At 59.7% G+C, this 21,788-nt stretch carries 31 protein-coding genes; 6 read left to right on the top strand and 25 right to left on the bottom strand.

All coding sequences use genetic code 11. The features are described from left to right. Positions 1–8: 8 nt before the first annotated feature. The 17 genes from rplF to rpsJ all read right to left on the bottom strand — a co-directional run bounded on the left by rplF (position 9) and on the right by rpsJ (position 7,647). Positions 9–542, bottom strand: coding sequence for a 50S ribosomal protein L6 (rplF, locus tag HB860_RS20025; protein ID WP_025325388.1), 534 nt, complete (start codon positions 540–542; stop codon positions 9–11). A gap of 13 nt (positions 543–555) precedes the next feature. Next, positions 556–948, bottom strand: a complete 393-nt coding sequence (rpsH, locus tag HB860_RS20020) for a 30S ribosomal protein S8 (RefSeq protein ID WP_010672564.1) — start codon at positions 946–948, stop codon at positions 556–558. Between the two features lie 19 nt (positions 949–967). After that, complete coding sequence (gene rpsN, locus HB860_RS20015) at positions 968–1,273, bottom strand: 30S ribosomal protein S14 (RefSeq protein WP_005331161.1); 306 nt, start codon at positions 1,271–1,273, stop codon at positions 968–970. 10 nt (positions 1,274–1,283) lie between these two features. Continuing rightward, positions 1,284–1,823 carry a 50S ribosomal protein L5 gene (gene rplE / locus HB860_RS20010; protein WP_005331162.1) on the bottom strand — a complete coding sequence of 180 codons (540 nt, stop codon included), beginning with the start codon at positions 1,821–1,823 and terminating at the stop codon, positions 1,284–1,286. Positions 1,824–1,836: 13 nt separating this feature from the next. Further along, positions 1,837–2,154: a 50S ribosomal protein L24 gene (rplX, locus tag HB860_RS20005; protein ID WP_025325387.1), complete on the bottom strand. Its 318-nt coding sequence runs from the start codon at positions 2,152–2,154 to the stop codon at positions 1,837–1,839. Positions 2,155–2,165: 11 nt separating this feature from the next. Next, positions 2,166–2,534: a 50S ribosomal protein L14 gene (rplN, locus tag HB860_RS20000; RefSeq protein ID WP_005307975.1), complete on the bottom strand. Its 369-nt coding sequence runs from the start codon at positions 2,532–2,534 to the stop codon at positions 2,166–2,168. Positions 2,535–2,682: 148 nt separating this feature from the next. Continuing rightward, positions 2,683–2,931 carry a 30S ribosomal protein S17 gene (rpsQ, locus tag HB860_RS19995; RefSeq protein ID WP_005307966.1) on the bottom strand — a complete coding sequence of 83 codons (249 nt, stop codon included), beginning with the start codon at positions 2,929–2,931 and terminating at the stop codon, positions 2,683–2,685. Continuing rightward, positions 2,931–3,122: a 50S ribosomal protein L29 gene (gene rpmC, locus HB860_RS19990; protein WP_005307965.1), complete on the bottom strand. Its 192-nt coding sequence runs from the start codon at positions 3,120–3,122 to the stop codon at positions 2,931–2,933. The genes rpsQ and rpmC overlap by 1 nt, the downstream gene beginning before the upstream one ends. Further along, positions 3,122–3,535, bottom strand: a complete 414-nt coding sequence (gene rplP / locus HB860_RS19985; protein WP_005307963.1) for a 50S ribosomal protein L16 — start codon at positions 3,533–3,535, stop codon at positions 3,122–3,124. The genes rpmC and rplP overlap by 1 nt, the downstream gene beginning before the upstream one ends. Positions 3,536–3,548: 13 nt before the next feature. After that, on the bottom strand, positions 3,549–4,262 hold the full coding sequence (gene rpsC / locus HB860_RS19980; protein WP_005331168.1) for a 30S ribosomal protein S3: 714 nt from the start codon (positions 4,260–4,262) through the stop codon (positions 3,549–3,551). Positions 4,263–4,265: 3 nt separating this feature from the next. Then, positions 4,266–4,610 (bottom strand): 50S ribosomal protein L22, encoded by a 345-nt coding sequence (gene rplV / locus HB860_RS19975; protein WP_005319741.1) that lies wholly within the window; start codon positions 4,608–4,610, stop codon positions 4,266–4,268. A gap of 10 nt (positions 4,611–4,620) precedes the next feature. Continuing rightward, positions 4,621–4,899, bottom strand: a complete 279-nt coding sequence (rpsS, locus tag HB860_RS19970; protein WP_005307960.1) for a 30S ribosomal protein S19 — start codon at positions 4,897–4,899, stop codon at positions 4,621–4,623. A gap of 22 nt (positions 4,900–4,921) precedes the next feature. Next, positions 4,922–5,743 (bottom strand): 50S ribosomal protein L2, encoded by an 822-nt coding sequence (gene rplB / locus HB860_RS19965; RefSeq protein ID WP_005331177.1) that lies wholly within the window; start codon positions 5,741–5,743, stop codon positions 4,922–4,924. A 15-nt stretch (positions 5,744–5,758) separates the two neighbouring features. After that, positions 5,759–6,061: a 50S ribosomal protein L23 gene (rplW, locus tag HB860_RS19960; protein WP_005331199.1), complete on the bottom strand. Its 303-nt coding sequence runs from the start codon at positions 6,059–6,061 to the stop codon at positions 5,759–5,761. Continuing rightward, positions 6,058–6,663, bottom strand: coding sequence for a 50S ribosomal protein L4 (gene rplD / locus HB860_RS19955; RefSeq protein WP_025325386.1), 606 nt, complete (start codon positions 6,661–6,663; stop codon positions 6,058–6,060). Before rplD ends, rplW begins: the two co-directional genes overlap by 4 nt. A gap of 17 nt (positions 6,664–6,680) precedes the next feature. Next, positions 6,681–7,313 (bottom strand): 50S ribosomal protein L3, encoded by a 633-nt coding sequence (gene rplC / locus HB860_RS19950; protein ID WP_010672559.1) that lies wholly within the window; start codon positions 7,311–7,313, stop codon positions 6,681–6,683. Between the two features lie 22 nt (positions 7,314–7,335). Then, positions 7,336–7,647 (bottom strand): 30S ribosomal protein S10, encoded by a 312-nt coding sequence (gene rpsJ, locus HB860_RS19945; protein ID WP_005307944.1) that lies wholly within the window; start codon positions 7,645–7,647, stop codon positions 7,336–7,338. A 356-nt stretch (positions 7,648–8,003) separates the two neighbouring features. On the opposite strand from rpsJ, the gene HB860_RS19940 reads away from it, so the two are divergent. Next, entirely contained in the window at positions 8,004–8,918 is a 915-nt protein-coding gene (locus tag HB860_RS19940; RefSeq protein ID WP_247627722.1) for a DMT family transporter, read from the top strand. 37 nt (positions 8,919–8,955) lie between these two features. Here HB860_RS19940 and envZ read toward each other — a convergent pair whose 3' ends face one another. Continuing rightward, entirely contained in the window at positions 8,956–10,266 is a 1,311-nt protein-coding gene (gene envZ / locus HB860_RS19935; RefSeq protein WP_202047958.1) for a two-component system sensor histidine kinase EnvZ, read from the bottom strand. Beyond that, on the bottom strand, positions 10,263–10,982 hold the full coding sequence (gene ompR / locus HB860_RS19930; RefSeq protein ID WP_111911588.1) for an osmolarity response regulator transcription factor OmpR: 720 nt from the start codon (positions 10,980–10,982) through the stop codon (positions 10,263–10,265). The genes envZ and ompR overlap by 4 nt, the downstream gene beginning before the upstream one ends. Before the next feature lie 225 nt (positions 10,983–11,207). Here ompR and greB point away from each other — a divergent pair, with 225 nt between their 5' ends. Together greB and HB860_RS19920 are read left to right on the top strand one after the other, a co-directional pair. Continuing rightward, positions 11,208–11,681 (top strand): transcription elongation factor GreB, encoded by a 474-nt coding sequence (gene greB, locus HB860_RS19925; protein WP_247627721.1) that lies wholly within the window; start codon positions 11,208–11,210, stop codon positions 11,679–11,681. A gap of 217 nt (positions 11,682–11,898) precedes the next feature. Next, positions 11,899–14,211 (top strand): Tex family protein, encoded by a 2,313-nt coding sequence (locus HB860_RS19920; protein ID WP_247627720.1) that lies wholly within the window; start codon positions 11,899–11,901, stop codon positions 14,209–14,211. Positions 14,212–14,280: 69 nt separating this feature from the next. Here HB860_RS19920 and HB860_RS19915 read toward each other — a convergent pair whose 3' ends face one another. The 3 genes from HB860_RS19915 to bioH form a co-directional block, all read right to left on the bottom strand. Next, complete coding sequence (locus tag HB860_RS19915; protein WP_247627719.1) at positions 14,281–15,042, bottom strand: putative metalloprotease CJM1_0395 family protein; 762 nt, start codon at positions 15,040–15,042, stop codon at positions 14,281–14,283. 284 nt (positions 15,043–15,326) lie between these two features. After that, positions 15,327–15,560, bottom strand: a complete 234-nt coding sequence (locus tag HB860_RS19910; RefSeq protein ID WP_202047955.1) for a flagellar biosynthesis protein FlgE — start codon at positions 15,558–15,560, stop codon at positions 15,327–15,329. Between the two features lie 71 nt (positions 15,561–15,631). Then, the gene (gene bioH, locus HB860_RS19905; protein WP_247627718.1) at positions 15,632–16,396 is read right to left on the bottom strand and encodes a pimeloyl-ACP methyl ester esterase BioH; all 765 of its coding nucleotides are present in this window, start codon (positions 16,394–16,396) and stop codon (positions 15,632–15,634) included. Between the two features lie 38 nt (positions 16,397–16,434). Here bioH and HB860_RS19900 point away from each other — a divergent pair, with 38 nt between their 5' ends. Then, the gene (locus HB860_RS19900; RefSeq protein WP_202047953.1) at positions 16,435–17,163 is read left to right on the top strand and encodes a ComF family protein; all 729 of its coding nucleotides are present in this window, start codon (positions 16,435–16,437) and stop codon (positions 17,161–17,163) included. A 148-nt stretch (positions 17,164–17,311) separates the two neighbouring features. Beyond that, positions 17,312–17,890, top strand: a complete 579-nt coding sequence (nfuA, locus tag HB860_RS19895) for a Fe-S biogenesis protein NfuA (RefSeq protein ID WP_033129997.1) — start codon at positions 17,312–17,314, stop codon at positions 17,888–17,890. 69 nt (positions 17,891–17,959) lie between these two features. Here nfuA and gpsA read toward each other — a convergent pair whose 3' ends face one another. From gpsA to HB860_RS19880, 3 genes are read right to left on the bottom strand one after another with little or no spacing between them, the layout of a single operon-like run. Next, entirely contained in the window at positions 17,960–18,964 is a 1,005-nt protein-coding gene (gpsA, locus tag HB860_RS19890) for an NAD(P)H-dependent glycerol-3-phosphate dehydrogenase (RefSeq protein WP_025325374.1), read from the bottom strand. Between the two features lie 2 nt (positions 18,965–18,966). Continuing rightward, entirely contained in the window at positions 18,967–19,437 is a 471-nt protein-coding gene (gene secB / locus HB860_RS19885) for a protein-export chaperone SecB (protein WP_005328525.1), read from the bottom strand. A 46-nt stretch (positions 19,438–19,483) separates the two neighbouring features. Next, entirely contained in the window at positions 19,484–19,915 is a 432-nt protein-coding gene (locus HB860_RS19880; RefSeq protein ID WP_025325373.1) for a rhodanese-like domain-containing protein, read from the bottom strand. 337 nt (positions 19,916–20,252) lie between these two features. On the opposite strand from HB860_RS19880, the gene gpmM reads away from it, so the two are divergent. Continuing rightward, a complete protein-coding gene (gpmM, locus tag HB860_RS19875) occupies positions 20,253–21,782 on the top strand; it encodes a 2,3-bisphosphoglycerate-independent phosphoglycerate mutase (RefSeq protein WP_247627717.1) in 1,530 nt (509 codons plus the stop codon). Positions 21,783–21,788 lie beyond the last annotated feature (6 nt).

The raw sequence follows: 21,788 nt of genomic DNA, 5'->3' as shown, positions 1-21,788 counted from the left end.
GTGTTACCTTACTTCTTCTTAGCTTCTTTAGTACGCACTTGCTCGTTGGCATAGCGTACACCCTTGCCCTTGTAGGGCTCCGGAGCGCGGTAAGCACGGATATCGGCGGCGACTTGGCCAACCAGCTGCTTGTCCACACCACGCAGAATGATCTCTGTGGCGGACGGACATTCAGCGGTGACACCAGCCGGCAGCGCATGCTCAACCGGGTGAGAGAAGCCCAGAGCCAGCGCGACAGCATTGCCCTTGATGGAGGCTTTGTAGCCTACACCAACCAGCTGCAGCTTACGCTCGAAGCCTTGGGTAACACCGATTACCATGTTGTTAGCCAATGCACGGGCAGTACCGGCCTGAGCGTCAGCACCAGCGATGCCGTCGCGCGGGGCGAACTTCAGTACATTGTCTTCTTTGGTCACTTCTACACCGGCGTGGATGGAACGAACCAGAGAACCTTTACCACCTTTGATGGACAGTTCCTGACCGTTCAGAGTCACCTCTACGCCAGCAGGAATAGTGACGGGTGCCTTAGCAACGCGAGACATTTCCGACCTCCTATTAAGCGACGTAGCAGATGATCTCACCACCCATGCTTGCCTTACGGGCAGCACGGTCGGTCATCACACCTTTAGACGTGGACACGATAGCAACACCGAGACCGCCCATGACTTTCGGCAGATCAGTAGTGCGCTTGTAAATACGCAGGCCGGGACGGCTCACGCGTTGGATCAGTTCTACAACCGGCTTGCCCTGGAAATATTTCAATTCAATTTCCAGTTCCGGCTTCACGTCACCAGCTACGTTGTAGCCAGCGATGTAACCTTCTTCCTTCAGCACTTTGGCGATAGCCACTTTCAGCTTGGAAGAAGGCATGGAAACCGCAACTTTGCTCGCCGCCTGACCGTTACGGATGCGGGTCAGCATATCCGCGATCGGATCTTGCATGCTCATAGTCTAACTCCCGAGATTCTTACCAAGAGGCCTTTTTGAGGCCCGGAATTTCGCCCTTCATGGCATGCTCACGCACCTTGATGCGAGAGAGGCCAAACTTCCGCAGGAAACCGTGCGGACGACCAGTGATGTTGCAACGGTTACGCTGGCGGGACGGACTGGAATCACGGGGCAGCTGTTGCAGTTGCAAGACAGCATCCCAACGCGCTTCTTCAGAAGCGTTCATATCAACGATGATAGCTTTCAGCTCGGTACGCTTGGTCGCGAACTTGGCTGCCAGCTTCGCACGCTTTGCTTCACGTGCTTTCATGGATGTTTTAGCCATAACCCTAACCTTACTTGCGGAATGGGAAGTTAAAGGCAGCCAGCAGAGCACGGCCTTCTTCGTCGGTATTCGCGGAAGTGGTGATGGTGATATCCAGACCACGGACGCGATCGACCTTGTCATAGTCGATTTCCGGGAAGATGATTTGCTCACGCACGCCCATGGAGTAGTTACCACGGCCATCGAACGCCTTGGCGTTCAGACCACGGAAGTCACGGATACGCGGTACGGAGATGCAAATCAGCCGTTCCAGGAACTCCCACATACGCTCGCCACGCAGGGTTACTTTACAACCTATCGGGTAGCCTTCACGAATCTTGAAGCCCGCAACAGATTTGCGTGCTTTGGTGATCAGCGGCTTCTGACCGGAAATGGCAGCCATATCGGCAGCAGCATTTTCCAGCAACTTCTTGTCAGAGATCGCTTCACCAACACCCATGTTCAGGGTGATTTTCTCGATCCGAGGGACTTGCATGATAGTCTTGTAACCGAACTGCTTGGACAGTTCATTTACTACATCGGATTTGTAGTAATCATGCAGTTTCGCCATCGTTAAACTCCAATTACTTCACAAGTTCGCCGGTGGATTTGAAGAAACGGACTTTCTTGCCGTCTTCAATCCGGAAACCAACGCGGTCAGCCTTGCCAGTGGCAGAGTTGAACAGCGCGATGTTAGATACATCGATGGGGGCTTCTTTGGTGACGATACCGCCAGCCTGACCCAATGCGGGTACCGGCTTCTGGTGTTTCTTCACCTGGTTGATGCCTTCCACGATTACCTTACCTTTTGCAATCAGGACTTGAGTGACTTTGCCACGCTTGCCCTTGTCTTTGCCGGTAAGAACAATTACTTCGTCTTCGCGACGGATTTTAGCTGCCATCGTTCGACTCCTTACAGTACTTCGGGTGCCAGGGACACAATCTTCATGAACTTCTCATTACGGAGTTCACGGGTCACCGGGCCAAAAATACGAGTACCGATTGGCTGTTGGTTGTTGTTAAGCAACACAGCCGCATTGTTGTCGAAACGGATGACAGAGCCGTCCGGACGACGAACGCCTTTACGGGTGCGTACGACCACCGCGTTATACACATCACCTTTCTTCACTTTACCGCGAGGAATAGCTTCCTTGATGGAAACCTTGATGATGTCGCCGATGCCGGCATAACGGCGGTGCGAACCACCCAGAACCTTAATACACATTACACTGCGAGCGCCGGAGTTGTCGGCAACACCCAGCATACTTTGCATCTGGATCATCTTAGTGCTCCGCTTTGTTTACTTCTTATCCCTGATGGGATCTGGCTGCCTTCAAAAGGCGCGAAACTATAACACAGGTATTTTTGAAAAGGTAGCCTAAAAAACAAACGGCCCCGATAGGGGGCCGTTTGGGCTAGAAAGTACCGAATTAGGCCTTTTCTACGACAGCAACCAGGGTCCAGGACTTGGTCTTGGACAGCGGGCGGCATTCGCGGATTTCCACGAGATCGCCAGCTTTACACTCGTTGTTCTCGTCATGTACGTGCAGCTTGGTAGTGCGCTTGATGATCTTACCGTAGATCGGGTGCTTTACCTTGCGCTCGATAGCGACGGTGATGGACTTGTCCATCTTGTCGCTGATTACACGACCTTGCAGAGTACGGATCTTGTCAGTCATTACGCACCTGCCTTCTCAGTCAGTACAGTCTTGATACGTGCGACGTCACGACGCACTTGTTTCAGAGTGTGAGTCTGAGCCAGTTGGCCGGTGGAAGCTTGCATGCGCATGTTGAATTGCTCACGCAGCAGACCCAGCAGCTCCTGGTTCAGTTCTTCGACGCTCTTTTGACGCAGATCTTGGGCTTTCATCACATCACCGTCTTAATTACGAAAGTGGTCTGAACGGACAGCTTAGCTGCGGCCAGGGCAAACGCTTCACGCGCCAGAGCCTCAGGTACACCATCCATCTCGTACAGAACCTTGCCAGGCTGGATCGGGCAGACCCAATATTCCACGTTACCCTTACCTTTACCCATACGAACTTCGAGGGGCTTTTCGGTGATGGGCTTGTCCGGGAACACACGGATCCAGATCTTACCTTGACGCTTTACGTGACGGGTCATGGCACGACGGGCTGCTTCGATTTGACGAGCAGTCAGTTGACCACGAGATGTCGCCTTCAGGCCAAAGGTACCGAAGGATACTTCGTTACCAGAGTTGGCCAGACCGCGGTTACGACCCTTATGGGTCTTGCGGAATTTAGTACGCTTAGGTTGCAACATTTACCGAATCTCCTTACTTAGCAGCGCGGCGCTTGTTGTCACGCTTGGGCTTTGCAGGAGCTTGCTCTTGAGCAGCGGCAGCGTTAACAGCAGCCAGACCGCCCAGAACTTCGCCCTTGAAGATCCAAACTTTGACGCCGATCACACCGTAAGTGGTGTGGGCTTCAGAAGTTGCGTAGTCGATGTCGGCACGCAGGGTGTGCAAAGGCACACGACCTTCACGGTACCATTCGGTACGCGCGATTTCAGCGCCGCCCAGACGACCGGACACTTCTACTTTGATGCCCTTGGCACCCAGGCGCATGGCGTTCTGTACGGCGCGCTTCATAGCGCGACGGAACATTACGCGACGTTCCAGCTGAGAAGTGATGCTGTCGGCAACGAGTTTGCCATCCAGCTCCGGCTTGCGGACTTCGGAAATGTTGATCTGAGCAGGCACGCCAGCAATAGCGGCTACAGCTTTGCGCAGTTTCTCAACGTCTTCGCCTTTCTTGCCGATCACGACACCCGGACGAGCGGTGTGAATGGTCACACGGATGCTCTTGGCCGGACGCTCGATGGTGATCTTGGACAAGGAAGCGTTTTTCAGCTCCTTGGTCAGGAACTGGCGTACTTGGAAATCGCTGTACAGGTTGTCAGCGAAGTCTTTGGTGTTCGCGAACCAGGTAGAATTCCAAGGCTTGGTAATACCCAGGCGAATGCCATTAGGATGTACTTTCTGACCCATTGCTTATCTCCCAGCCTTAGCGTCGGATACCACTACAGTGATGTGAGCGGTACGCTTGAGGATACGATCCGCGCGACCTTTGGCACGCGGGCGGATGCGCTTCATGGAGGGACCTTCGTCTACCATGATGGTGGCAACACGCAGGGCGTCGATGTCGGCGCCTTCGTTGTGCTCAGCGTTTGCAATGGCAGATTCCAGCACTTTCTTCACCAGAACCGCAGCCTTTTTCGGGCTGAAGGTCAGGATGTTCAGAGCCTTGTCTACGGACAGACCACGTACTTGATCGGCTACCAGACGAGCTTTCTGGGCAGAAGTACGGGCATAACGGTGTTTAGCGATAGCTTCCATCATTTATCCCTTAGCGCTTCTTAGCCTTCTTATCAGCAGCATGGCCGCGATAAGTACGAGTCGGTGCGAATTCACCCAGTTTGTGACCGATCATTTCTTCGGTAACGAAAACCGGAACGTGCTGACGACCATTATGGACAGCGATGGTCAAACCGATCATGTTCGGGATGATCATTGAACGACGGGACCAGGTCTTAACCGGCTTTTTATCCCCGCTTTCCACCGCTTTCTCTACCTTCTTCAGCAAGTGCAGGTCAATAAATGGACCCTTCTTGAGAGAACGTGGCATGGTGATTCCTCTATGTTAACAATTACTTGTTACGACGACGTACGATGTACTTGTCGGTACGCTTGTTCTTACGGGTCTTGAAGCCCTTAGCCTTCTGGCCCCATGGGGACACAGGCTGCATGCCCTTGTTACGACCCTCACCACCACCGTGCGGGTGATCAACCGGGTTCATCGCCATACCGCGAACGGTCGGACGAATACCACGCCAGCGGTTTGCACCGGCTTTACCCAGTTGACGCAGCATGTGCTCGGAGTTACCCACTTCACCAATGGTGGCGCGGCACTCGGCCAGAACTTTACGTACTTCGCCGGAACGCAGACGCAGAGTTACATAGTTACCTTCACGAGCCAGAATCTGGATGAAAGTACCAGCGGAACGAGCCAGCTGAGCACCTTTACCAGGCTTCATTTCTACGGCGTGAACGGTAGAACCAACCGGGATGTTACGCATCGGCAGGGAGTTACCTACCTTGATCGCAGCATCAGCACCAGAAGCGATAGCATCACCTGCTTTCAGGCCTTTCGGAGCCAGGATGTAACGACGCTCACCGTCTGCATACAGCACCAGGGCGATGTTTGCGGTACGGTTAGGATCGTATTCCAGACGCTCTACTTTGGCCGGAATGCCGTCTTTGTCGCGTTTGAAGTCGACGATACGGTAGTGTTGCTTGTGACCACCACCGATATGACGGGTAGTGATACGGCCGTTGTTGTTACGACCACCGGACTTGCTTTTGCTGTCCAGCAGAGCGGCGAAGGGCTTGCCCTTGTACAGCTCTTGGTTGACGATCTTGACGACGTGGCGGCGGCCCGGAGAAGTAGGCTTGCACTTAACGATTGCCATTTTTGAGAACTCCTCTTACTCGGCTGCGCCCATGAAGTCGATGTCCTGACCAGCTTTCAGGGTCACATAAGCCTTTTTCCAATCGGAACGACGGCCTACACGCGCACCTGAGCGCTTGGTCTTACCCTTCATGTTCAGGGTACGGACGGTCTCAACTTCGACCTCGAACAGTTTCGCAACTGCAGCTTTGACTTCCGCCTTGGTGGCATCAACAGCAACTTTGAACACGATAGTGTTCTGCTTTTCTGCGACCATGGTGCTCTTTTCAGAGATGTGCGGAGCCTTCAGAACTTTCAACAGACGTTCTTCGCGGATCATGCCAGCATCTCCTCGATTTGCTTAACTGCGTCAGCAGTCATCAGAATCTTGTCGAAAGCGATCAGGCTGACCGGGTCGATACCGGCAACATCACGCACGTCGACCTTGTACAGGTTGCGAGCAGCCAGGAACAGGTTCTCATCGACTTCAGCAGTCACGATCAGAACGTCAGTCAGTTCCATTTCTTTCAGCTTGGCGATCAGTTCTTTGGTCTTCGGCGCTTCGATGCCGAATTTCTCGACAACGATCAGGCGCTCTTGACGTACCAGCTCGGACAGGATGCTACGGATAGCGCCGCGGTACATCTTCTTGTTTACTTTCTGGCTGTGATCTTGCGGCTTAGCAGCAAAGGTCACACCACCGGAACGCCAGATGGGCGAACGGATGGAGCCAGCACGGGCACGACCAGTACCCTTCTGACGCCACGGCTTTTTGCCGCCACCAGACACTTCAGAGCGAGTCAGCTGCGCACGAGTACCCTGACGGGCACCAGCGGCATATGCAACGACGACCTGGTGAACCAGAGCTTCGTTGAATTCGCGCCCGAAGGTAGTCTCGGAAACTTCAAGAGCGCTCTTGGCGTCTTTCATTACCAATTCCATTACTATCTCCTCAGACGTTACGCTTTGACGGCAGGTTTGACGATCACGTTGCCGTTGGTTGCACCCGGTACTGCGCCTTTGATGAGCAGCAGGTTGCGTTCAGCGTCAACACGAACCAGTTCCAGGTTCTGAGTCGTTACACGCTCAGCACCCATGTGACCAGCCATCTTTTTGCCCTTGAATACACGGCCCGGGGTCTGGTTTTGACCGATGGAGCCAGGTACACGGTGGGACAGGGAGTTACCGTGGGTCATATCCTGGGTGCGGAAGTTCCAGCGCTTAACAGTACCGGCAAAACCTTTACCCTTGGATGTGCCGGTAACGTCTACCAGCTTAACGTCAGCGAGAAGATCTACTTTCAGCTCGCTACCAACAGTGAAAGTTTCACCGTTGTTCAGGCGGAATTCCCACAGACCGCGACCGGCTTCTACACCAGCTTTGGCGAAGTGGCCAGCTTCCGGCTTGGTCACACGGCTGGCTTTTTTGGCGCCAGTGGTAACCTGAATAGCGTTGTAGCCGTCGGTTTCTACAGATTTGACCTGAGTTACACGGTTAGCTTCAACTTCGATAACAGTCACCGGGATAGAAACGCCATCTTCAGTGAAGATGCGAGTCATACCCACTTTGCGACCTACAAGACCGATTGTCATTGTTATCAACCTCTTTCCGTAATTAACCCAGGCTGATCTGGACGTCTACACCAGCTGCCAGATCCAGACGCATCAGGGCGTCTACGGTCTTGTCAGTCGGCTCAACGATGTCTACCAGACGCTTGTGAGTGCGGATCTCGTACTGATCACGCGCATCTTTGTTGACGTGCGGGGAGATCAGGACGGTGAAGCGCTCTTTGCGAGTCGGCAGCGGAATAGGACCGCGAACCTGCGCGCCGGTGCGCTTTGCAGTTTCAACGATTTCCGCAGTGGATTGATCGATCAGGCGATGATCAAAAGCCTTCAGGCGGATACGGATTCTTTGGTTCTGCATTGACAGAGCTCCAATAGATAAAAGAACATAAATCAACACCGCCCGACCGGGAATACTCCCGCCAGAGGTGCGATTTTTCACGTTTCCTCCCATATCGGGAGGACTGTATGGCTGGCGACTCGTAAACGGGAAGCTCAGCAAGCAGACATATCGTCTGGCATGCCTCATGGGCAAGCGGAGGGAATTATACGGATTTTTTCAATTCGCGCAAGAGAAGGCGGACAGATTGTGCGCAATTTTGTGTGGCGGATGGATCTCGCCAGCGATCGCTCCCCTGCCCGCCACAAAGCGGTAACGACAATGTTGCAAACAGGCTGATAGACTGCCCCCTTGCCTCAGTCAGTGGAACGACCCCGATGCTCAAGAATCAGAAGAAAGCCTATCAATACGGACTCTGCGCCGTCGCCCTCTGGTCGACGGTGGCCACCGCCTTCAAGATCTCCCTCGCCTACTTCGAGCCGGTGCAGCTGCTGCTGGTCGCCGCCATCACCTCGACCCTGACCCTGGGGTCCATCGTGGCGCTCCAGGGCAAGCTGCCCCTGCTGCTGAGCTATCTCAGGGCCCGCCCCTTCTACTATCTGGCCCTGGGGGTGCTGAATCCCTTCCTCTACTATCTGCTGCTGTTCAAGGCCTATGATCTGCTGCCGGCCCAGCAGGCCCAGACCCTCAACTACACCTGGGCCATCACCTTGAGCTTGCTGGCCGTCCCCTTCCTCGGCCAGAAGCTTCGTCGCCGTGACGGCGTGGCCATAGTGCTGGGCTACTTCGGCGCCCTGGTGATCGCCACCAGGGGGGATGTGTTCGGCCTGCAATTCGACAGCCCGCTCGGCGTGACGCTGGCCCTGGTCTCGACCCTCATCTGGGCGGGCTACTGGATCCTCAATACCCGCAATCAGGGGGATCCCATCGTCAGCCTGCTGCTGGGTTTTCTCATCAGCCTGCCTTTCATCGTGGTGGCGACCTGGCTGCTCGCCGGCTTTGCCATGACCGCCTGGCAGGGTTGGTTCGGTGCCATCTATGTGGGGCTGTTCGAGATGGGCTTCGGCTTCGTGCTCTGGCTGATGGCCCTGCGCCACGCCACCAACACAGCCCCCATCAGCAACCTTATCTTCATCTCGCCGTTTGCCTCGCTGGTACTGCTCAACCTGTTGATCGGCGAGAGCATCCACCCGGCCACTCCCATAGGGCTGGCGCTGATCGTCGCCGCCCTGCTGATCCAGCAACTCAAATACGGCAAGCGCTACCGCAAGACGGCCGAGCCACAAGCCTGACAATGCAGAAGGGCGCATCCACAGATGCGCCCTTCGTTCAATCCATCCACTCCAGCGGCTGGTGCTTGGGTAGCCGGATCTCCACCAGCAAGCCTCCCAGCTCGGAGCGGCCCAGCCTGATGGTGCCGTGGTGCTGGGAGACTATCTTGGCGACTATGGCCAGCCCCAGGCCACTGCCGCCGCCGGTGCGCGCCACATTGCCCTGGGTAAAGGGCTTGAGCACCCGGGAATAGTCCTGCTCTGCTATCCCGGGGCCATTGTCGGAGAGCCGCAACCTGACCCAGTGACCATCGTCCTTCAGCTCGGCCTGCAGCCGGGTCGCGCCGTAGCGCACCGCATTGCCCGACAGGTTGTTGAGGATGCGCCGTATGCTGATGGGATGACAGGCCACCCGCACAGCCTGCTCCGGCAGGAGCAGCTCCACCTCCAGCCCCTGATCGGTCTGCATCAGCAGCGCATCGTGGATGAGCTGGGTCAGATCGATGGGCTGGGCATCCAGCCCCTCGTTCGGGCGTATGTAGTCGATGAACTGATCTATGATGCCGTTGGACTCGTCGATGTCCGCATTGATGCTCTCCTTGAGATACTCGTCCCCGGAGGACATCATCTCGGTCGCCAGCCGGATGCGGGTCAGGGGCGTGCGCAGATCGTGGGAGACCCCGGCCATCATCAGGTTGCGCTCTTCGATGAGGCCCTTGATGGAGTGCGACATGTGGTTGAAGGTGCGGGTCAGGCGGCGCACCTCCCGCGAACCGTGCTCTCCCAGGGCATCGGGGAAGTTGCCTCGCGCCACCGCCACGGCCCCCGCCTCCAGATCCTCCAGCGGCCGCACCAGCTGGCGGGCGAAACGCCAGGCGGCAAACAGGGTCACCACCAGCAGCACGCTCATGTAGATGATGAGGGGCTCTATGTCGTCATCCTCGATCTCGGTCAGGGGGATGCGTACCCACATCTGGCTGGCCTGGGGCGGCTGGATCCAGATGATGTAGTGGTCCTGGATCTCGACCCTGACCCTGGTTTCCCCCTTCAGCTCCCGACTGATGTTCTCCTCCAGATAGGGGTAGGGCTTGGACTCCTTGAGTCCGTGCTGCTCCGCCTCGCTCTGGGTGTAGATGTCGCTGCCCGTGGTCACATAGACCAGCGCCTCGGCATCCTCGCTCAGGGCAAGCTGGTTGCTGTCGACCGGGAAGATGAGCTTGACCTGATTGGCCAGCAGGTGACTGATCTGCTTGACGGTGGGCGCCAGCAGATAGTTGTAGAAGGTGGCGTAGGAGACGACCTGATAGACCACCAGCACGGCGGCCAGGAACCAGAGCATGCGGGAGAACATGCTGCCCACTTTTTTCATTCCCCGTCACCGTCCGGCACGAAGACATAGCCCAGGCCCCACACCGTCTGCAGGTAACGGGGCTGGGCCGGGTCCTGTTCCAGCAGGCGGCGCAGGCGGGAGACCTGCACATCTATGCTGCGCTCTGTGGCTGTGTACTCCCGCCCCCGGGCCAGGTTCATCAGCTTGTCCCGGGAGAGCGGCTCGCGAGGGTGGCTCACCAATACCTTGAGGACGGCAAACTCGCCGCTGGTCAGGGCGACCGGATCCCCGTCGCGGCTCAGCTCGCGGGTCGCCAGGTTGAGTTGATAGGCGCCAAAGCTCACCATCTTCTCGGCGGTGGACGGCGCACCGGGCAGCTCGACGGTATGACGGCGCAGTACGGCGCGGATCCGGGCCAGCAGCTCACGGGGGTTGAACGGCTTGGGCAGATAGTCATCGGCCCCCATCTCCAGCCCGACGATGCGATCCACTTCGTCCCCCTTGGCGGTGAGCATCAGCACCGGGATCTGGTTGCCCGCCTCCCGCAGACGGCGGCAGATGGAGAGCCCGTCCTCCCCCGGCAACATCAGGTCTAGCACCATCAGGCTGAAGTTCTCGCGGGTCAGCAGACGATCCGCCTGTTCCCCGTTGGCAACGCCTCGCACCACAAATCCCTGTTCGGTGAGGTAACGCTCCAGCAGGGAGCGTAGTTTCAGGTCGTCGTCGACCACCAGGACCTTGTATTGCTGACTCATTGCCGCCTCTCCTCTCTGTCTCCCCCCAATACTAGGGCCCGCTCTGGCAACCACAAAGCATAAATATGTTACCGGTTATTACCCTTGGCCGGGGGATCCCGGGGATGGTGCAGTGCCGAACGAGCTGCTCACCATGCATTTCTGCTCGACACTCGGACGCCAATGGCTAAGATCCCGAGCAAGACGACGCAACCCGCCACGCAGGCAGCAGGGACTGATAAGCCCATGAAAACCAAACTCATCACCCGTGAAGGCTACAACCTGCTCCGGCAGGAACACGACACCCTGTGGCGCGAGGAGAGACCCGAGGTCACCAAGAAGGTGGCCTGGGCGGCAAGCCTCGGGGATCGCAGCGAGAACGCCGACTACCAGTACAACAAGAAGCGGCTGCGGGAGATAGACCGTCGGGTCCGCTACCTGCGCAAGTGCCTGGAGGAGCTGACCATAGTCGATTACTCCCCCTCCCAGGAGGGCAAGGTGTTCTTCGGCGCCTGGGTCGAGGTGGAGAGTGAAGAGGGAGAGACCAAGCGCTTTCGCATCGTCGGCTATGACGAGATCTTCGGTCGCAAGGATTACATCTCCATCGACTCCCCCATGGCCCGCGCCCTGCTCAAGAAAGAGGTCGGCGACGAGGCCATAGTGCGTACGCCAGTGGGTGACGCCTGCTGGTATGTCAACGACATCAGCTACCCCAAGTGATCCTGCCGGGGAGCGCGGGCCAGCCCATCCCCTCGGGGTCAGGCTGGCGCCTTGCCCGGGGTGGCATCCCCAGCGTCGACCTCATATAGTGCTCACACCCGGCGCCGCAAGGCGCACACCGGCCGCAGAGGCGCACCGGGAGTCAGCTGGCGAGCCCGCCGCGACCATTCCCAGCCACTGCCGGCCCGTTGGACAGACCCGACCACAGAGACCCCAGATGCACAGCCATGTAATTGAGAGACAGATTGCCGGTGAGCTGAATGCCCGTCCGGAACAGGTGCAGGCCGCCGTGCGCCTGCTGGATGAAGGCTCGACCGTTCCCTTTATCGCCCGTTATCGCAAGGAGGTGACCGGCGGTCTGGACGACAGTCAGCTGCGTACCCTGGAGAGCCGCCTCGGCTATCTGCGTGAACTGGAAGATCGCCGCCAGGTGATCATTCGCTCCATCGAGGAGCAGGGCAAGCTGACTCCCGAGCTGGCCCGCGAGCTGAACGGTGCCGACAGCAAGACCCGGCTGGAAGACCTCTACCTCCCCTACAAGCCCAAGCGTCGCACCAAGGGGCAGATGGCCATCGAAGCCGGGCTGGAGCCGCTGGCCAACCTGCTGCTCACCGACCCCATGCAGGATCCGGAGCAAGTGGCGGCCCGCTTCCTCAATGCCGAACAGGGAATTGCCGACAGCAAGGCGGCCCTCGACGGTGCCCGCTACATCCTGATGGAGCGCTTCGCCGAGCAGGCGGATCTCCTTGAGAAGCTGCGGGACTACCTGTGGCAGAACGCCACCCTGCGCGCCCGGGTGGTGGCGGGCAAGGAGCAGGAAGGGGCCAAGTTCAAGGACTACTTCGAGCACGACGAGCCCCTGCACAAGGCCCCCTCCCACCGGGTGCTGGCCATGCTGCGCGGCCGCAACGAGGGGATCCTCAATCTGGCGCTGGTTGCCGGCGACGATGAGGGTGCCAGCCCCTGCGAAGGGATCATCGCCCACCACCTCAGGCTGAATCTGCAAAACCGCCCGGCCGACAAGTGGATGCAGGGGGTGGTGAGCTGGACCTGGAAGATCAAACTCTCCTTGCAGATGGAGACCGAGCTGATCGGCCGCATCCGCGAATCGGCAGAAGACGAGGCCATCAAGGTGTTCGCCATGAACCTGCAGGATCTGCTGATGGCGGCCCCGGCCGGCATGCGCTGTACCATGGGGCTGGATCCCGGCATCCGCACCGGGGTCAAGGTGGCGGTGGTGGATGCCACCGGCAAGCTGGTCGATCACGCCACCATCTATCCGTTCGAACCCAAGCGCCAGGTTGACCAGAGTCTCAAGACCCTGAGCGAGCTGTGCCAGAAGCACAAGGTGGAGCTCATCAGCATAGGCAACGGCACCGCCTCCCGGGAGACCGACCGGCTGGTAAGCGATCTGTTCGAGCGCTACCCCGCCGCCAAGGCTCAGAAAATAGTGGTGAGCGAGGCAGGGGCCTCTGTCTACTCCGCCTCCGAGCTCGCCTCCCAGGAGTTCCCGGATCTCGACGTCTCCATCCGTGGCGCCGTCTCCATCGCCCGTCGCCTGCAGGACCCCCTGGCCGAGCTGGTCAAGATCGATCCCAAGAGCATCGGCGTGGGCCAGTATCAGCACGACGTCGGCCAGAGCCAGCTGGCCCGCCGACTGGATGCCGTGGTCGAGGATTGCGTGAACGCGGTCGGTGTGGATGTGAATACCGCCTCGGTCGCCCTGCTCAACCGGGTCTCCGGCCTCTCCCAGACGCTGGCCCAGAACATAGTCGCCTACCGGGATGAGCACGGCGCCTTCAAGAGCCGTCAGCAGTTGCTGAAGGTGAGCCGGCTCGGGCCCAAGGCGTTCGAGCAGTGCGCCGGCTTCCTGCGCATTCGCGGCGGCAGCAATCCCCTCGACGGCTCGGCGGTACACCCGGAGTCCTATCCGGTGGTGGAGCGGATCCTCGCCAAGCTGGAACAGACAGTGGAGAGCCTGCTCGGCAACAGCAGCCTGCTGCGCAGCCTGAAACCGGCCGACTACACGGACGAGCAGTTCGGCGTGCCCACAGTCACCGACATCATCGGCGAGCTGGACAAGCCGGGCCGCGACCCGCGCCCCGAGTTCAAGACCGCCACCTTCAAGGAAGGGGTGGAGAAAATCAGCGACCTGGTGCCCGAGATGGTGCTGGAAGGGGTGGTCACCAACGTCACCAACTTCGGCGCCTTCGTCGACATCGGCGTCCATCAGGACGGCCTGGTGCACATATCCTCCCTGACCGACCGCTTCGTCAAGGATCCCCGCGAGGTGGTCAAGGCGGGAGACATAGTAAGAGTCAAGGTGCTGGAGGTGGATGCACCGCGCAAGCGCATCAGCCTGACCATGCGCCTCGACGAGAAAGCGGGACAACCCGCCCGCAAGCCGGCGGAATCCCGCCCATCGGGTACAGGCAGCGCCAGACCCAGGCAGGAGCCGAAACAGGGCACCCCTGCCGGGGGTGCCATGGGCAACGCCTTCGCCGCCGCCCTCTCCAAGCTGAAGAAATAGGATCCCGACAATGCAAAAAGCCCCGAAAGGGGCTTTTTCTTGTCTGCACCGCGTTGGCACGGGACGGGATCAGACGTCCTGACTCAGGCTATGTGGGGAAGCCGGCCTCACCGCTTGCTGATAGTGCCTGGCAATCACCTGATTTCGGTTGTCCATATAGGCACCGAGCGGACCTGTGGTTTCCTGCCTGAGGGTCATCAGCTCCTTGCGGGCCTGGGCTTCCTTGGCAGAGGCGGCGCGGGCCACGCTCAGATCCTGTGACGAGGGTTCTGCCGGTGCCAGGGCGGCGGCACGCACCTGCTGCATCTTGGCGAGGGTGGCAGCCGGATCGCCCGGGATGGTGCCGATGTCGATGGCCACCTCCCCCCCGGTGGCGTAGCGCTTGCCATCCGGCCCCTGGGAAAACTGGTAGCTGGGGCTACCCGCATGCTCGCCGCCTGCCATCTGGTGCGCCTGCTCGTGCTTGCGCACCTCGAGATCCCGCTCCACCAGCGCAGCCAGCTGGCGTTGCTGCCTCTGTTGCTCCTGCTGTTCGGGATCCTGCTGCTGCCGGCGCTGGCTCTCCTCCCCCGTGGCCTCGACGAAGCGATGGGACGGGGTCGTCGGGCCGGCCTGCGCGTTATCCCGGGTCGAAGCGGCGGACGGATTGGAATTGGCCTGGGCGGCTCTGGACTTGTCTTTCTGGGAGGCGACGCCGGACTCGGCGTTGGACGCCTCGCTCTGGCGGCTGGGAGGCACCAGCTCTGCGCGGCGGTTGTCAGTCTGCGCCGATTCAGTCTGCGGCTGCAGTTGATTCGGAATGATGGGCGGTAGACTGACGTTGACGTTCATCTCACACCCGGATCTCGCTCAGACTGCACAGCCATACCGTCTGCGGCTGCAGTTGATTCGGAATGATGGGCGGCAGGCTGACGTTGACGTTCATCTCACACCCGGATCTCGCTCAGACTGCACAGCCATACCGTCTGCGGCTGCAGTTGATTCGGAATGATGGGCGGTAGACTGACGTTGATGTTCATCTCACACCCTGATGTCGATCAAGGTCCCCAACCATGTCAGCCTGCGGTTGCAGACGATGGAGGATGAAGGACGGCAGAGCGACGTTGACGTTCATCTCACACCCTGATGTCGATCAGGGTGCCCAGCATGTCGCTGGCGGTCTGGATCACCTTGGCGGAGGCGCCGGCATGCAGCTCGGCCACCTTGAGATTCACCAGCTCGTCCGTCACCTGTACCTGGTCGCCCGACGGGGTGTTGAGGCGGGCAAGCTGGCCGGATGCCTGGCCGGCCAGTTGCTCGGCCCGCTGGAATCCCTGTACGCCCGTGGTCATGGCAGAATCGATACGCATCGGCTCACTCCTTTCATGGTTGGCTGATTATTCACCAGCTTGCGGAATTATTGAAGCCTTCCGCTCACTTTTCAGCCGACAAACTGCCGCACCATGTCGATGAACTGGGCCGGGTGGGAGATAAAGGGGGCGTGGGAGGCCTTCTCCAGCACCAGGCTGCGGCTCGCGGGGTAGCGCTTGTCCAGCAGCGGTATGGCCGCCTTGGGCACCAGGGAATCCAGCCGGCCATAGATGCGCAGCCAGGGCAGATCCAGGCCGACCAGCGCATCCCGCAGATCCACGTCGGCCAGCAGGCCGAGACCCGCCTCCAGCGCCGCAAGCCGGGGAGCCGGACGCTCCGCCAGCCAGTGGCGCAGCTGGCGAATGTCGTTTCTGGCATGTTCGCTGCCCATGGCCTGGATCGCCAGGAAGCGCTCTATGGTCTGCATGAAGTCCCCCGCCAGCATCTGGTTGAAGCCGGTCAGTACCTTGGGGGCTATCCCGGGCCACTCATCGCGGGCCATGAAGCAGGGGGAGCTGGCGACCGTGATGAGGGAGTGGAGGCGCTCGGGCCGGGTCAGGGCCAGCTGGCTCGCCACCAGGCCGCCGAGGGACCAGCCGAGCAGATGGCATTTTTCCGGCAGGACGGTGGCGACCTGCTCCGCCAGCCAGGGCAGGGAGTAGTCACTCCCCTCCTGCAGGGGGCTGTTGCCAAACCCGGGCAAGTCCACCAGGTGCAGCCGATAGTGGGCCGCCAACTGCTGGGCAATGCCGTGCCAGACAGCACCATTCATGCCCCAGCCATGCAACAACACCAGGTCCTGACCCTGGCCAAACCGCTCAACCGATACGCTCATCTAGACTCAAGATCCCTGTTCATCTGCTTGGAGCCTGCATGTTAAAGCGGCTGCTCGCCAAAGCAAGTCCGATCCTCGGCAGCCGGTCCGACTGGCTCGGCCTCTGCCTGCTCTGTCGCCAGCCCTGTGATGATCAGCCTCTGCTGTGCCGCTGGTGTCAGCAGTCCCTGCACCAGCCTTGCCGCAAATGCAGGCTGTGCGCGACCCCCTTGCCAGAGCACCAGGCAGGAAACGAGCTGCTGTGCGGACGCTGCCAGCGCAGGCCCCCTCCCTGGGAGCGGCTGCAGGTGATAGGTGACTATCAGCTCCCCTACTCCCTGCTTATTCCCCGGCTGAAATACTCGGGCCAGATCCTGCTGGCGCCGCTGCTTGCTCGCCTGCTGGCCGACCATCTGGAGGGAGACGATCCTCCCGAAGCCATCATCCCCGTCCCCCTGCACTGGTGGCGCCAGTGGTGGCGCGGGTTCAATCAGGCAGAGGAGATAGGAACCGCCCTCGGCGAGCTCACCGGCATCCCCTGCGACACCCGGCTGCTGCGCAGGATCAGGGCCACTCCGCAGCAAACCCGGCTCAGTGCCGGCCAGCGGCGGCGCAACCTGCGCGGCGCCTTCCAGATAGCGCCCCACCATTACCGCCACGTGGCCCTGCTCGACGACGTGGTCACCACGGGAGCCACCGCAGGTCAGCTCACCCGCCTGCTTCATGAGAGTGGCATAACAGAGGTGGAGGTGTGGGCCATCTGCCGTACCCTCAGACACCTCAAATAACCTGGCAGGGATCCGGCCAAGCAGGCCGATGGCTGCATGATTCCGATACGCCCGGGCTCACAAGCTCGCCATCGACACGCTACCCAAGCCCCGCCAAGCGAGTTATCATGAATACCCTAGTCGTACACTCAGGTTTATGAGGATAGTGATGATCAGCATTTCCGACACCGCCCAGGCCCACTTCCGCAAGTTGCTGGAAAAGCAGCCTGATGGCACCAACATCCGGGTGTTTGTGGTCAATCCGGGAACCCAGAATGCCGAGTGCGGCGTATCCTATTGCCCACCCGACGCGGTCGATCCGGAAGATCAACACCTGCCCTTCAGCGGCTTCGACTGCCTGGTCGATCCCCTGAGCGCCCCTTACCTGGTCGATGCCACCATCGACTTCGTCACCGATCAGATGGGCTCCCAGCTCACCCTCAAGGCGCCAAACGCCAAGATGCGCAAGGTGGCCGACGATGCGCCCCTGGCCGACCGCATCGAGTACGTGCTGATGTCTGAGGTGAACCCCATGCTGGCCGGTCACGGTGGCAAGGTGACCTTGATTGACATTACCGACGACAAGCTGGCGATTTTGCAGTTTGGTGGTGGTTGCAACGGCTGTTCTCAGGTGGATTACACCCTGAAAGAGGGGATCGAGAAGCAGCTGCTGGAGAAATTCCCGGGCGAGCTCAACGGCGTGAAGGATGCCACCGAGCACCAGCGTGGCGATCACTCCTACTATTGATTTGCTGCCTTGCGGCAAAGAAAAGGCCCCGCCAGCTGGCGGGGCCTTTTGCATTCTGCGGCGGGCAGATCACTCGTCCTTCTTGTCTCGCGACAGCAGGGCGATGGCCGCCTCTTTCGGGTTCTTGCCTTCGTACAGCACCTTGAAGATCTGCTCGCAGATGGGCATCTCGACGCCGCAACGGGCCGCCAGCAGATGCACCTCCTTGGTGTTGCGATAGCCTTCCACCACCTGACCTATCTCGGTCATGGCGGTTTCCACCGACTTGCCGGCCCCGAGGGCCAGACCGAAGCGACGGTTGCGGGACTGGTTGTCGGTACAGGTCAGCACCAGATCCCCGAGCCCGGCCATCCCCATGAAGGTCTTGGCATCGGCCCCGAGGGCGGCACCGAGGCGCTGCATCTCCACCAGACCCCGGGTGATGAGCGCGGTTCTGGCGTTGGCGCCAAAGCCCAGCCCGTCGGAGAGACCGGCGCCGATGGCGATGACGTTCTTGACCGCCCCCCCCAGCTGCAGACCGATGAAGTCCGGATTGGTATAGACCCGGAACGAGCGGCCGCAGTGCAGCAGTTGCGAGAGATCGTCGGCAAAGTCGTCGTGGGTCGACGCCACCGAGATGGCGGTCGGCAGGCCGGCGGCCAGCTCCCTCGCGAAGGTCGGACCCGAGATCACCGCCAGCGGGATAGTCTCCCCCAGCACGTCACGGGCCACGTCCTGCAGCAGGCGGCCGCTGTCCGGCTCCAGCCCCTTGGTGGCCCAGGCGATACGGGTATCGGGACGCAGGAAGGGTTTGACCCGGGCCAGCACCTGACCGAACACATGGCTCGGCACCACCAGCAGCAGCACGGGTGCGGCCTGCACCGCCGCCTGCAGATCCGCAGTCAGCTGCAGATCGGCGGGGAAAGGGACATCAGGCAGAAACGCCTTGTTGCAGCGATCCTGTTCCAGCTCGGCGACATGGGCGGGATCGTGACCCCACAGCAGGGTCGGATGGCCGTTGCGCGCCAGAGAAATGGCAAGGGCGGAGCCATAAGACCCCGCCCCCAAGACCGAGATTGCGATCTGGTCGGCCATTATCAGGCTTCCGCAGTCGCCTGCTGGGCCTGAACCTGTGCCATGTGCTGGGCAAACAGGGCGTCGAAGTTGACCGGTGCCAGGTTCAGCTGCGGGAAGGAACCCTTGCTCACCAGATTGGCCACGGCTTCGCGGGCATAGGGGAACAGGATGTTCGGGCAGAAGGCGGCCAGGCAGTGTGCCAGCTGCGGCTCCGGCAGGTTGCCGATGGTGAAGATACCGGCCTGCTGCACTTCACACAGGAAGGCGGTCTCGGTTTCCAGCTTGCAGGTCACGGTCAGGGTCAGCACGACCTCGTACACGCCGTCAGCCAGGACATTGGTCTTGGTGTCCATGTCCAGTTTGACGTCCGGCTGCCACTCTTTCTGGAAGATGTGCGGAGTATTCGGGGCTTCGAAGGAGACATCCTTGGTGTAGACACGCTGGATGTGGAATTCCGGTTGCACTTCCTGATTGTTGATTTCGTCAGCCATTTCGTTTGATTCCTTTTTAAATAATGAGTGGGCGCAGGCCCTTAAATCAGCGTTTTTTGGTCACCGGCAGATTATCTGCACGCCATTGGGCCATGCCACCGCTGAGCACATATACCTGTTTGAAACCGGCTTTGCTCAGTTGGCGACCCGCGCCACCAGCGGTCATCCCCGACTCGCACACCACTATGATGGGGGCATCTTTGTGCTTTTCAACCGGCCCCAGATTGTTCGCCTGGATCTGGGTGAGCGGCAGGTGATGGGCGCCGGCCAGATGACCCTTGGCAAACTCATCCTGACTGCGAATGTCCACCACAGTGGCATTTTCACGGTTGATCAGCAGGGTGGCGCCGTGATTGTTCACCGCCTTCACCGGAGAAAAACGAGCACGCACAGTGGTATACACCAGGGTGCCTGCCAGGCCCAACCAGGCTGCGGTCAGCAGCGGGTTACGGGCCGCAAAATCCAAATACTCTTGCATCTTCTACTATCCAGGGACCAAGACAAGGGCCCGAGTATACATGGGGCCCTTGATAAGATCAGCCATCTTGGCGGCAAAGCGAGAGCAAGCTCCCATCAGGGATCTCCCGCCCAAAATCCGGCTTGGGGACGGGGCTGCCACCCGCCTGGAGGGAGAGACGCAAGGGTAATATCGGGGAGGAAAGACAAGCCGGCAACATGCCAAATACAGCCGGATAACAGGTAAAAACAGAGGTGGGAGAGGGACTTGGCTATCAGGTGACTATTTCGGCAGATGTAGTAATATTACGCTAGTTTCACTTCCCGCAATTCATTCCTATCCGAGAGGACATAGTCTTATGTCAACAGCTAAGAAACCTTTGGTTCTGGTCATTATGGACGGTTGGGGCTATAGCACCAAGCAAGAGCACAACGCCGTTGCCGCCGCCAAGACCCCGAACCTGGACCGCCTGGCCCGTGACTACACCAGCACCCTGATCTCCGGCTCCGGCCTGGATGTGGGTCTGCCGGACGGCCAGATGGGCAACTCCGAAGTGGGCCACGTCAACATCGGCGCCGGTCGCATCGTCTATCAGGAGCTGACCCGTATCTCCAAAGACATCCAGGACGGCGACTTCTTCCAGAACGTCGAGCTGGGCAAGGCTGTTGACGCCGCCGTGACCAAGGGCAAGGCCGTGCACATCATGGGTCTGATGTCCCCGGGTGGCGTACACAGCCACGAAGAGCACATCATGGGCATGATCGAAATGGCCGCCAAGCGTGGCGCCGAGAAGATCTACTTCCACGCCTTCCTGGATGGCCGCGACGTGCCGCCGCGCTCCGCCCAGTCCTCCATCGAGCTGTTCGACGCCCTGTTCGCCCGCCTGGGCAAGGGTCGTTTCGCCTCCATGATCGGCCGCTACTTCGCCATGGACCGTGACAACCGCTGGGATCGCGTGCAGCAGGCCTATGACCTGATGACCCAGGGCAAGGGCGAGTTCACCGCCGAGAGCGCCACCGAAGCCCTGGCCAATGCCTATGCCCGCGACGAGAACGACGAGTTCGTCAAGGCGACCCGCATCGGCGACGCCGCACCGATGGAAGATGGCGATGCGCTGATCTTCATGAACTTCCGTGCCGACCGTGCCCGCGAGATCACCCGCGCCTTCGTCGACGCCGACTTCACCGGCTTCGCCCGTGCTGCCACCCCTGCGCTGAACTTCGTGATGCTGACCGAGTATGCGGCCGACATCAAGACTGCCTGCGCCTACCCGCCCACTGCCCTGGTCAACACCCTGGGTGAATGGCTGGCCAAGCAGGGCAAGACCCAGCTGCGCATCTCCGAGACCGAGAAGTACGCTCACGTCACCTTCTTCTTCAACGGTGGCGAAGAGTCCTGCTTCACCGGCGAAGACCGCGAGATCGTCGCCAGCCCGAAAGTGGCCACCTATGACCTGCAGCCGGAGATGAGCTCCGAAGAGCTGACCGACAAGCTGGTCGGCGCCATCAAGAGCGGCAAGTACGACGTCATCATCTGCAACTACCCGAACGGCGACATGGTTGGCCACACCGGTGTGTTCGATGCGGCCGTCAAGGCCTGCGAAGCCGTTGACCACTGCATCGGTCGCGTCACCGAGGCCCTGGCCGAAGTGGGTGGCGAGTGCCTGATCACCGCCGACCACGGCAACGCCGAGAAGATGCTGGACGAAGAGACTGGTCAGGCGCACACCGCCCACACCAATCTGCCGGTTCCCCTCATCTATTTCGGTCGCAAGGCCGAGGTGCTGGAAGGGGGCAAACTGTCCGATCTGGCCCCGACCATGCTGACTCTGATGGGTCTTCCTGTCCCGCCGGAAATGACTGGCAAGCCCCTGATGATTCTGAAATAATCCTGC

Source organism: Aeromonas genomosp. paramedia (genome assembly GCF_023093515.1).
Classification (GTDB): Bacteria; Pseudomonadota; Gammaproteobacteria; order Enterobacterales; family Aeromonadaceae; genus Aeromonas.
Note: the sequence above shows the minus strand (reverse complement) of the source record. Positions and strands in the feature narration are given on the sequence as shown.

What these genes read in the sequence shown, in the direction of transcription:
- HB860_RS19880 (WP_025325373.1), bottom strand. Translation starts at nt 19,915, where the DNA reads ATGCAAGAGTATTTGGATTTTGCGGCCCGTAACCCGCTGCTGACCGCA.
- rpmC (WP_005307965.1), bottom strand. Translation starts at nt 3,122, where the DNA reads ATGAAAGCCCAAGATCTGCGTCAAAAGAGCGTCGAAGAACTGAACCAG.
- rplW (WP_005331199.1), bottom strand. Translation starts at nt 6,061, where the DNA reads ATGATCCGCGAAGAACGTCTGTTGAAAGTTCTGAAGGCTCCGCACATC.
- nfuA (WP_033129997.1), top strand. Translation starts at nt 17,312, where the DNA reads ATGATCAGCATTTCCGACACCGCCCAGGCCCACTTCCGCAAGTTGCTG.
- rpsH (WP_010672564.1), bottom strand. Translation starts at nt 948, where the DNA reads ATGAGCATGCAAGATCCGATCGCGGATATGCTGACCCGCATCCGTAAC.
- greB (WP_247627721.1), top strand. Translation starts at nt 11,208, where the DNA reads ATGAAAACCAAACTCATCACCCGTGAAGGCTACAACCTGCTCCGGCAG.
- rpsN (WP_005331161.1), bottom strand. Translation starts at nt 1,273, where the DNA reads ATGGCTAAAACATCCATGAAAGCACGTGAAGCAAAGCGTGCGAAGCTG.
- ompR (WP_111911588.1), bottom strand. Translation starts at nt 10,982, where the DNA reads ATGAGTCAGCAATACAAGGTCCTGGTGGTCGACGACGACCTGAAACTA.
- rplN (WP_005307975.1), bottom strand. Translation starts at nt 2,534, where the DNA reads ATGATCCAGATGCAAAGTATGCTGGGTGTTGCCGACAACTCCGGCGCT.
- rplP (WP_005307963.1), bottom strand. Translation starts at nt 3,535, where the DNA reads ATGTTGCAACCTAAGCGTACTAAATTCCGCAAGACCCATAAGGGTCGT.
- envZ (WP_202047958.1), bottom strand. Translation starts at nt 10,266, where the DNA reads ATGAAAAAAGTGGGCAGCATGTTCTCCCGCATGCTCTGGTTCCTGGCC.
- rplX (WP_025325387.1), bottom strand. Translation starts at nt 2,154, where the DNA reads ATGGCAGCTAAAATCCGTCGCGAAGACGAAGTAATTGTTCTTACCGGC.
- HB860_RS19900 (WP_202047953.1), top strand. Translation starts at nt 16,435, where the DNA reads ATGTTAAAGCGGCTGCTCGCCAAAGCAAGTCCGATCCTCGGCAGCCGG.
- bioH (WP_247627718.1), bottom strand. Translation starts at nt 16,396, where the DNA reads ATGAGCGTATCGGTTGAGCGGTTTGGCCAGGGTCAGGACCTGGTGTTG.
- rpsQ (WP_005307966.1), bottom strand. Translation starts at nt 2,931, where the DNA reads ATGACTGACAAGATCCGTACTCTGCAAGGTCGTGTAATCAGCGACAAG.
- HB860_RS19940 (WP_247627722.1), top strand. Translation starts at nt 8,004, where the DNA reads ATGCTCAAGAATCAGAAGAAAGCCTATCAATACGGACTCTGCGCCGTC.
- rpsS (WP_005307960.1), bottom strand. Translation starts at nt 4,899, where the DNA reads ATGCCACGTTCTCTCAAGAAGGGTCCATTTATTGACCTGCACTTGCTG.
- gpmM (WP_247627717.1), top strand. Translation starts at nt 20,253, where the DNA reads ATGTCAACAGCTAAGAAACCTTTGGTTCTGGTCATTATGGACGGTTGG.
- HB860_RS19915 (WP_247627719.1), bottom strand. Translation starts at nt 15,042, where the DNA reads ATGAACGTCAACGTCAGTCTACCGCCCATCATTCCGAATCAACTGCAG.
- rpsC (WP_005331168.1), bottom strand. Translation starts at nt 4,262, where the DNA reads ATGGGTCAGAAAGTACATCCTAATGGCATTCGCCTGGGTATTACCAAG.
- rplV (WP_005319741.1), bottom strand. Translation starts at nt 4,610, where the DNA reads ATGGAAGCTATCGCTAAACACCGTTATGCCCGTACTTCTGCCCAGAAA.
- rplF (WP_025325388.1), bottom strand. Translation starts at nt 542, where the DNA reads ATGTCTCGCGTTGCTAAGGCACCCGTCACTATTCCTGCTGGCGTAGAG.
- secB (WP_005328525.1), bottom strand. Translation starts at nt 19,437, where the DNA reads ATGGCTGACGAAATCAACAATCAGGAAGTGCAACCGGAATTCCACATC.
- rplD (WP_025325386.1), bottom strand. Translation starts at nt 6,663, where the DNA reads ATGGAATTGGTAATGAAAGACGCCAAGAGCGCTCTTGAAGTTTCCGAG.
- rplC (WP_010672559.1), bottom strand. Translation starts at nt 7,313, where the DNA reads ATGACAATCGGTCTTGTAGGTCGCAAAGTGGGTATGACTCGCATCTTC.
- rplE (WP_005331162.1), bottom strand. Translation starts at nt 1,823, where the DNA reads ATGGCGAAACTGCATGATTACTACAAATCCGATGTAGTAAATGAACTG.
- rpsJ (WP_005307944.1), bottom strand. Translation starts at nt 7,647, where the DNA reads ATGCAGAACCAAAGAATCCGTATCCGCCTGAAGGCTTTTGATCATCGC.
- HB860_RS19920 (WP_247627720.1), top strand. Translation starts at nt 11,899, where the DNA reads ATGCACAGCCATGTAATTGAGAGACAGATTGCCGGTGAGCTGAATGCC.
- gpsA (WP_025325374.1), bottom strand. Translation starts at nt 18,964, where the DNA reads ATGGCCGACCAGATCGCAATCTCGGTCTTGGGGGCGGGGTCTTATGGC.
- rplB (WP_005331177.1), bottom strand. Translation starts at nt 5,743, where the DNA reads ATGGCAATCGTTAAGTGCAAGCCTACTTCTCCGGGCCGCCGCCACGTC.
- HB860_RS19910 (WP_202047955.1), bottom strand. Translation starts at nt 15,560, where the DNA reads ATGCGTATCGATTCTGCCATGACCACGGGCGTACAGGGATTCCAGCGG.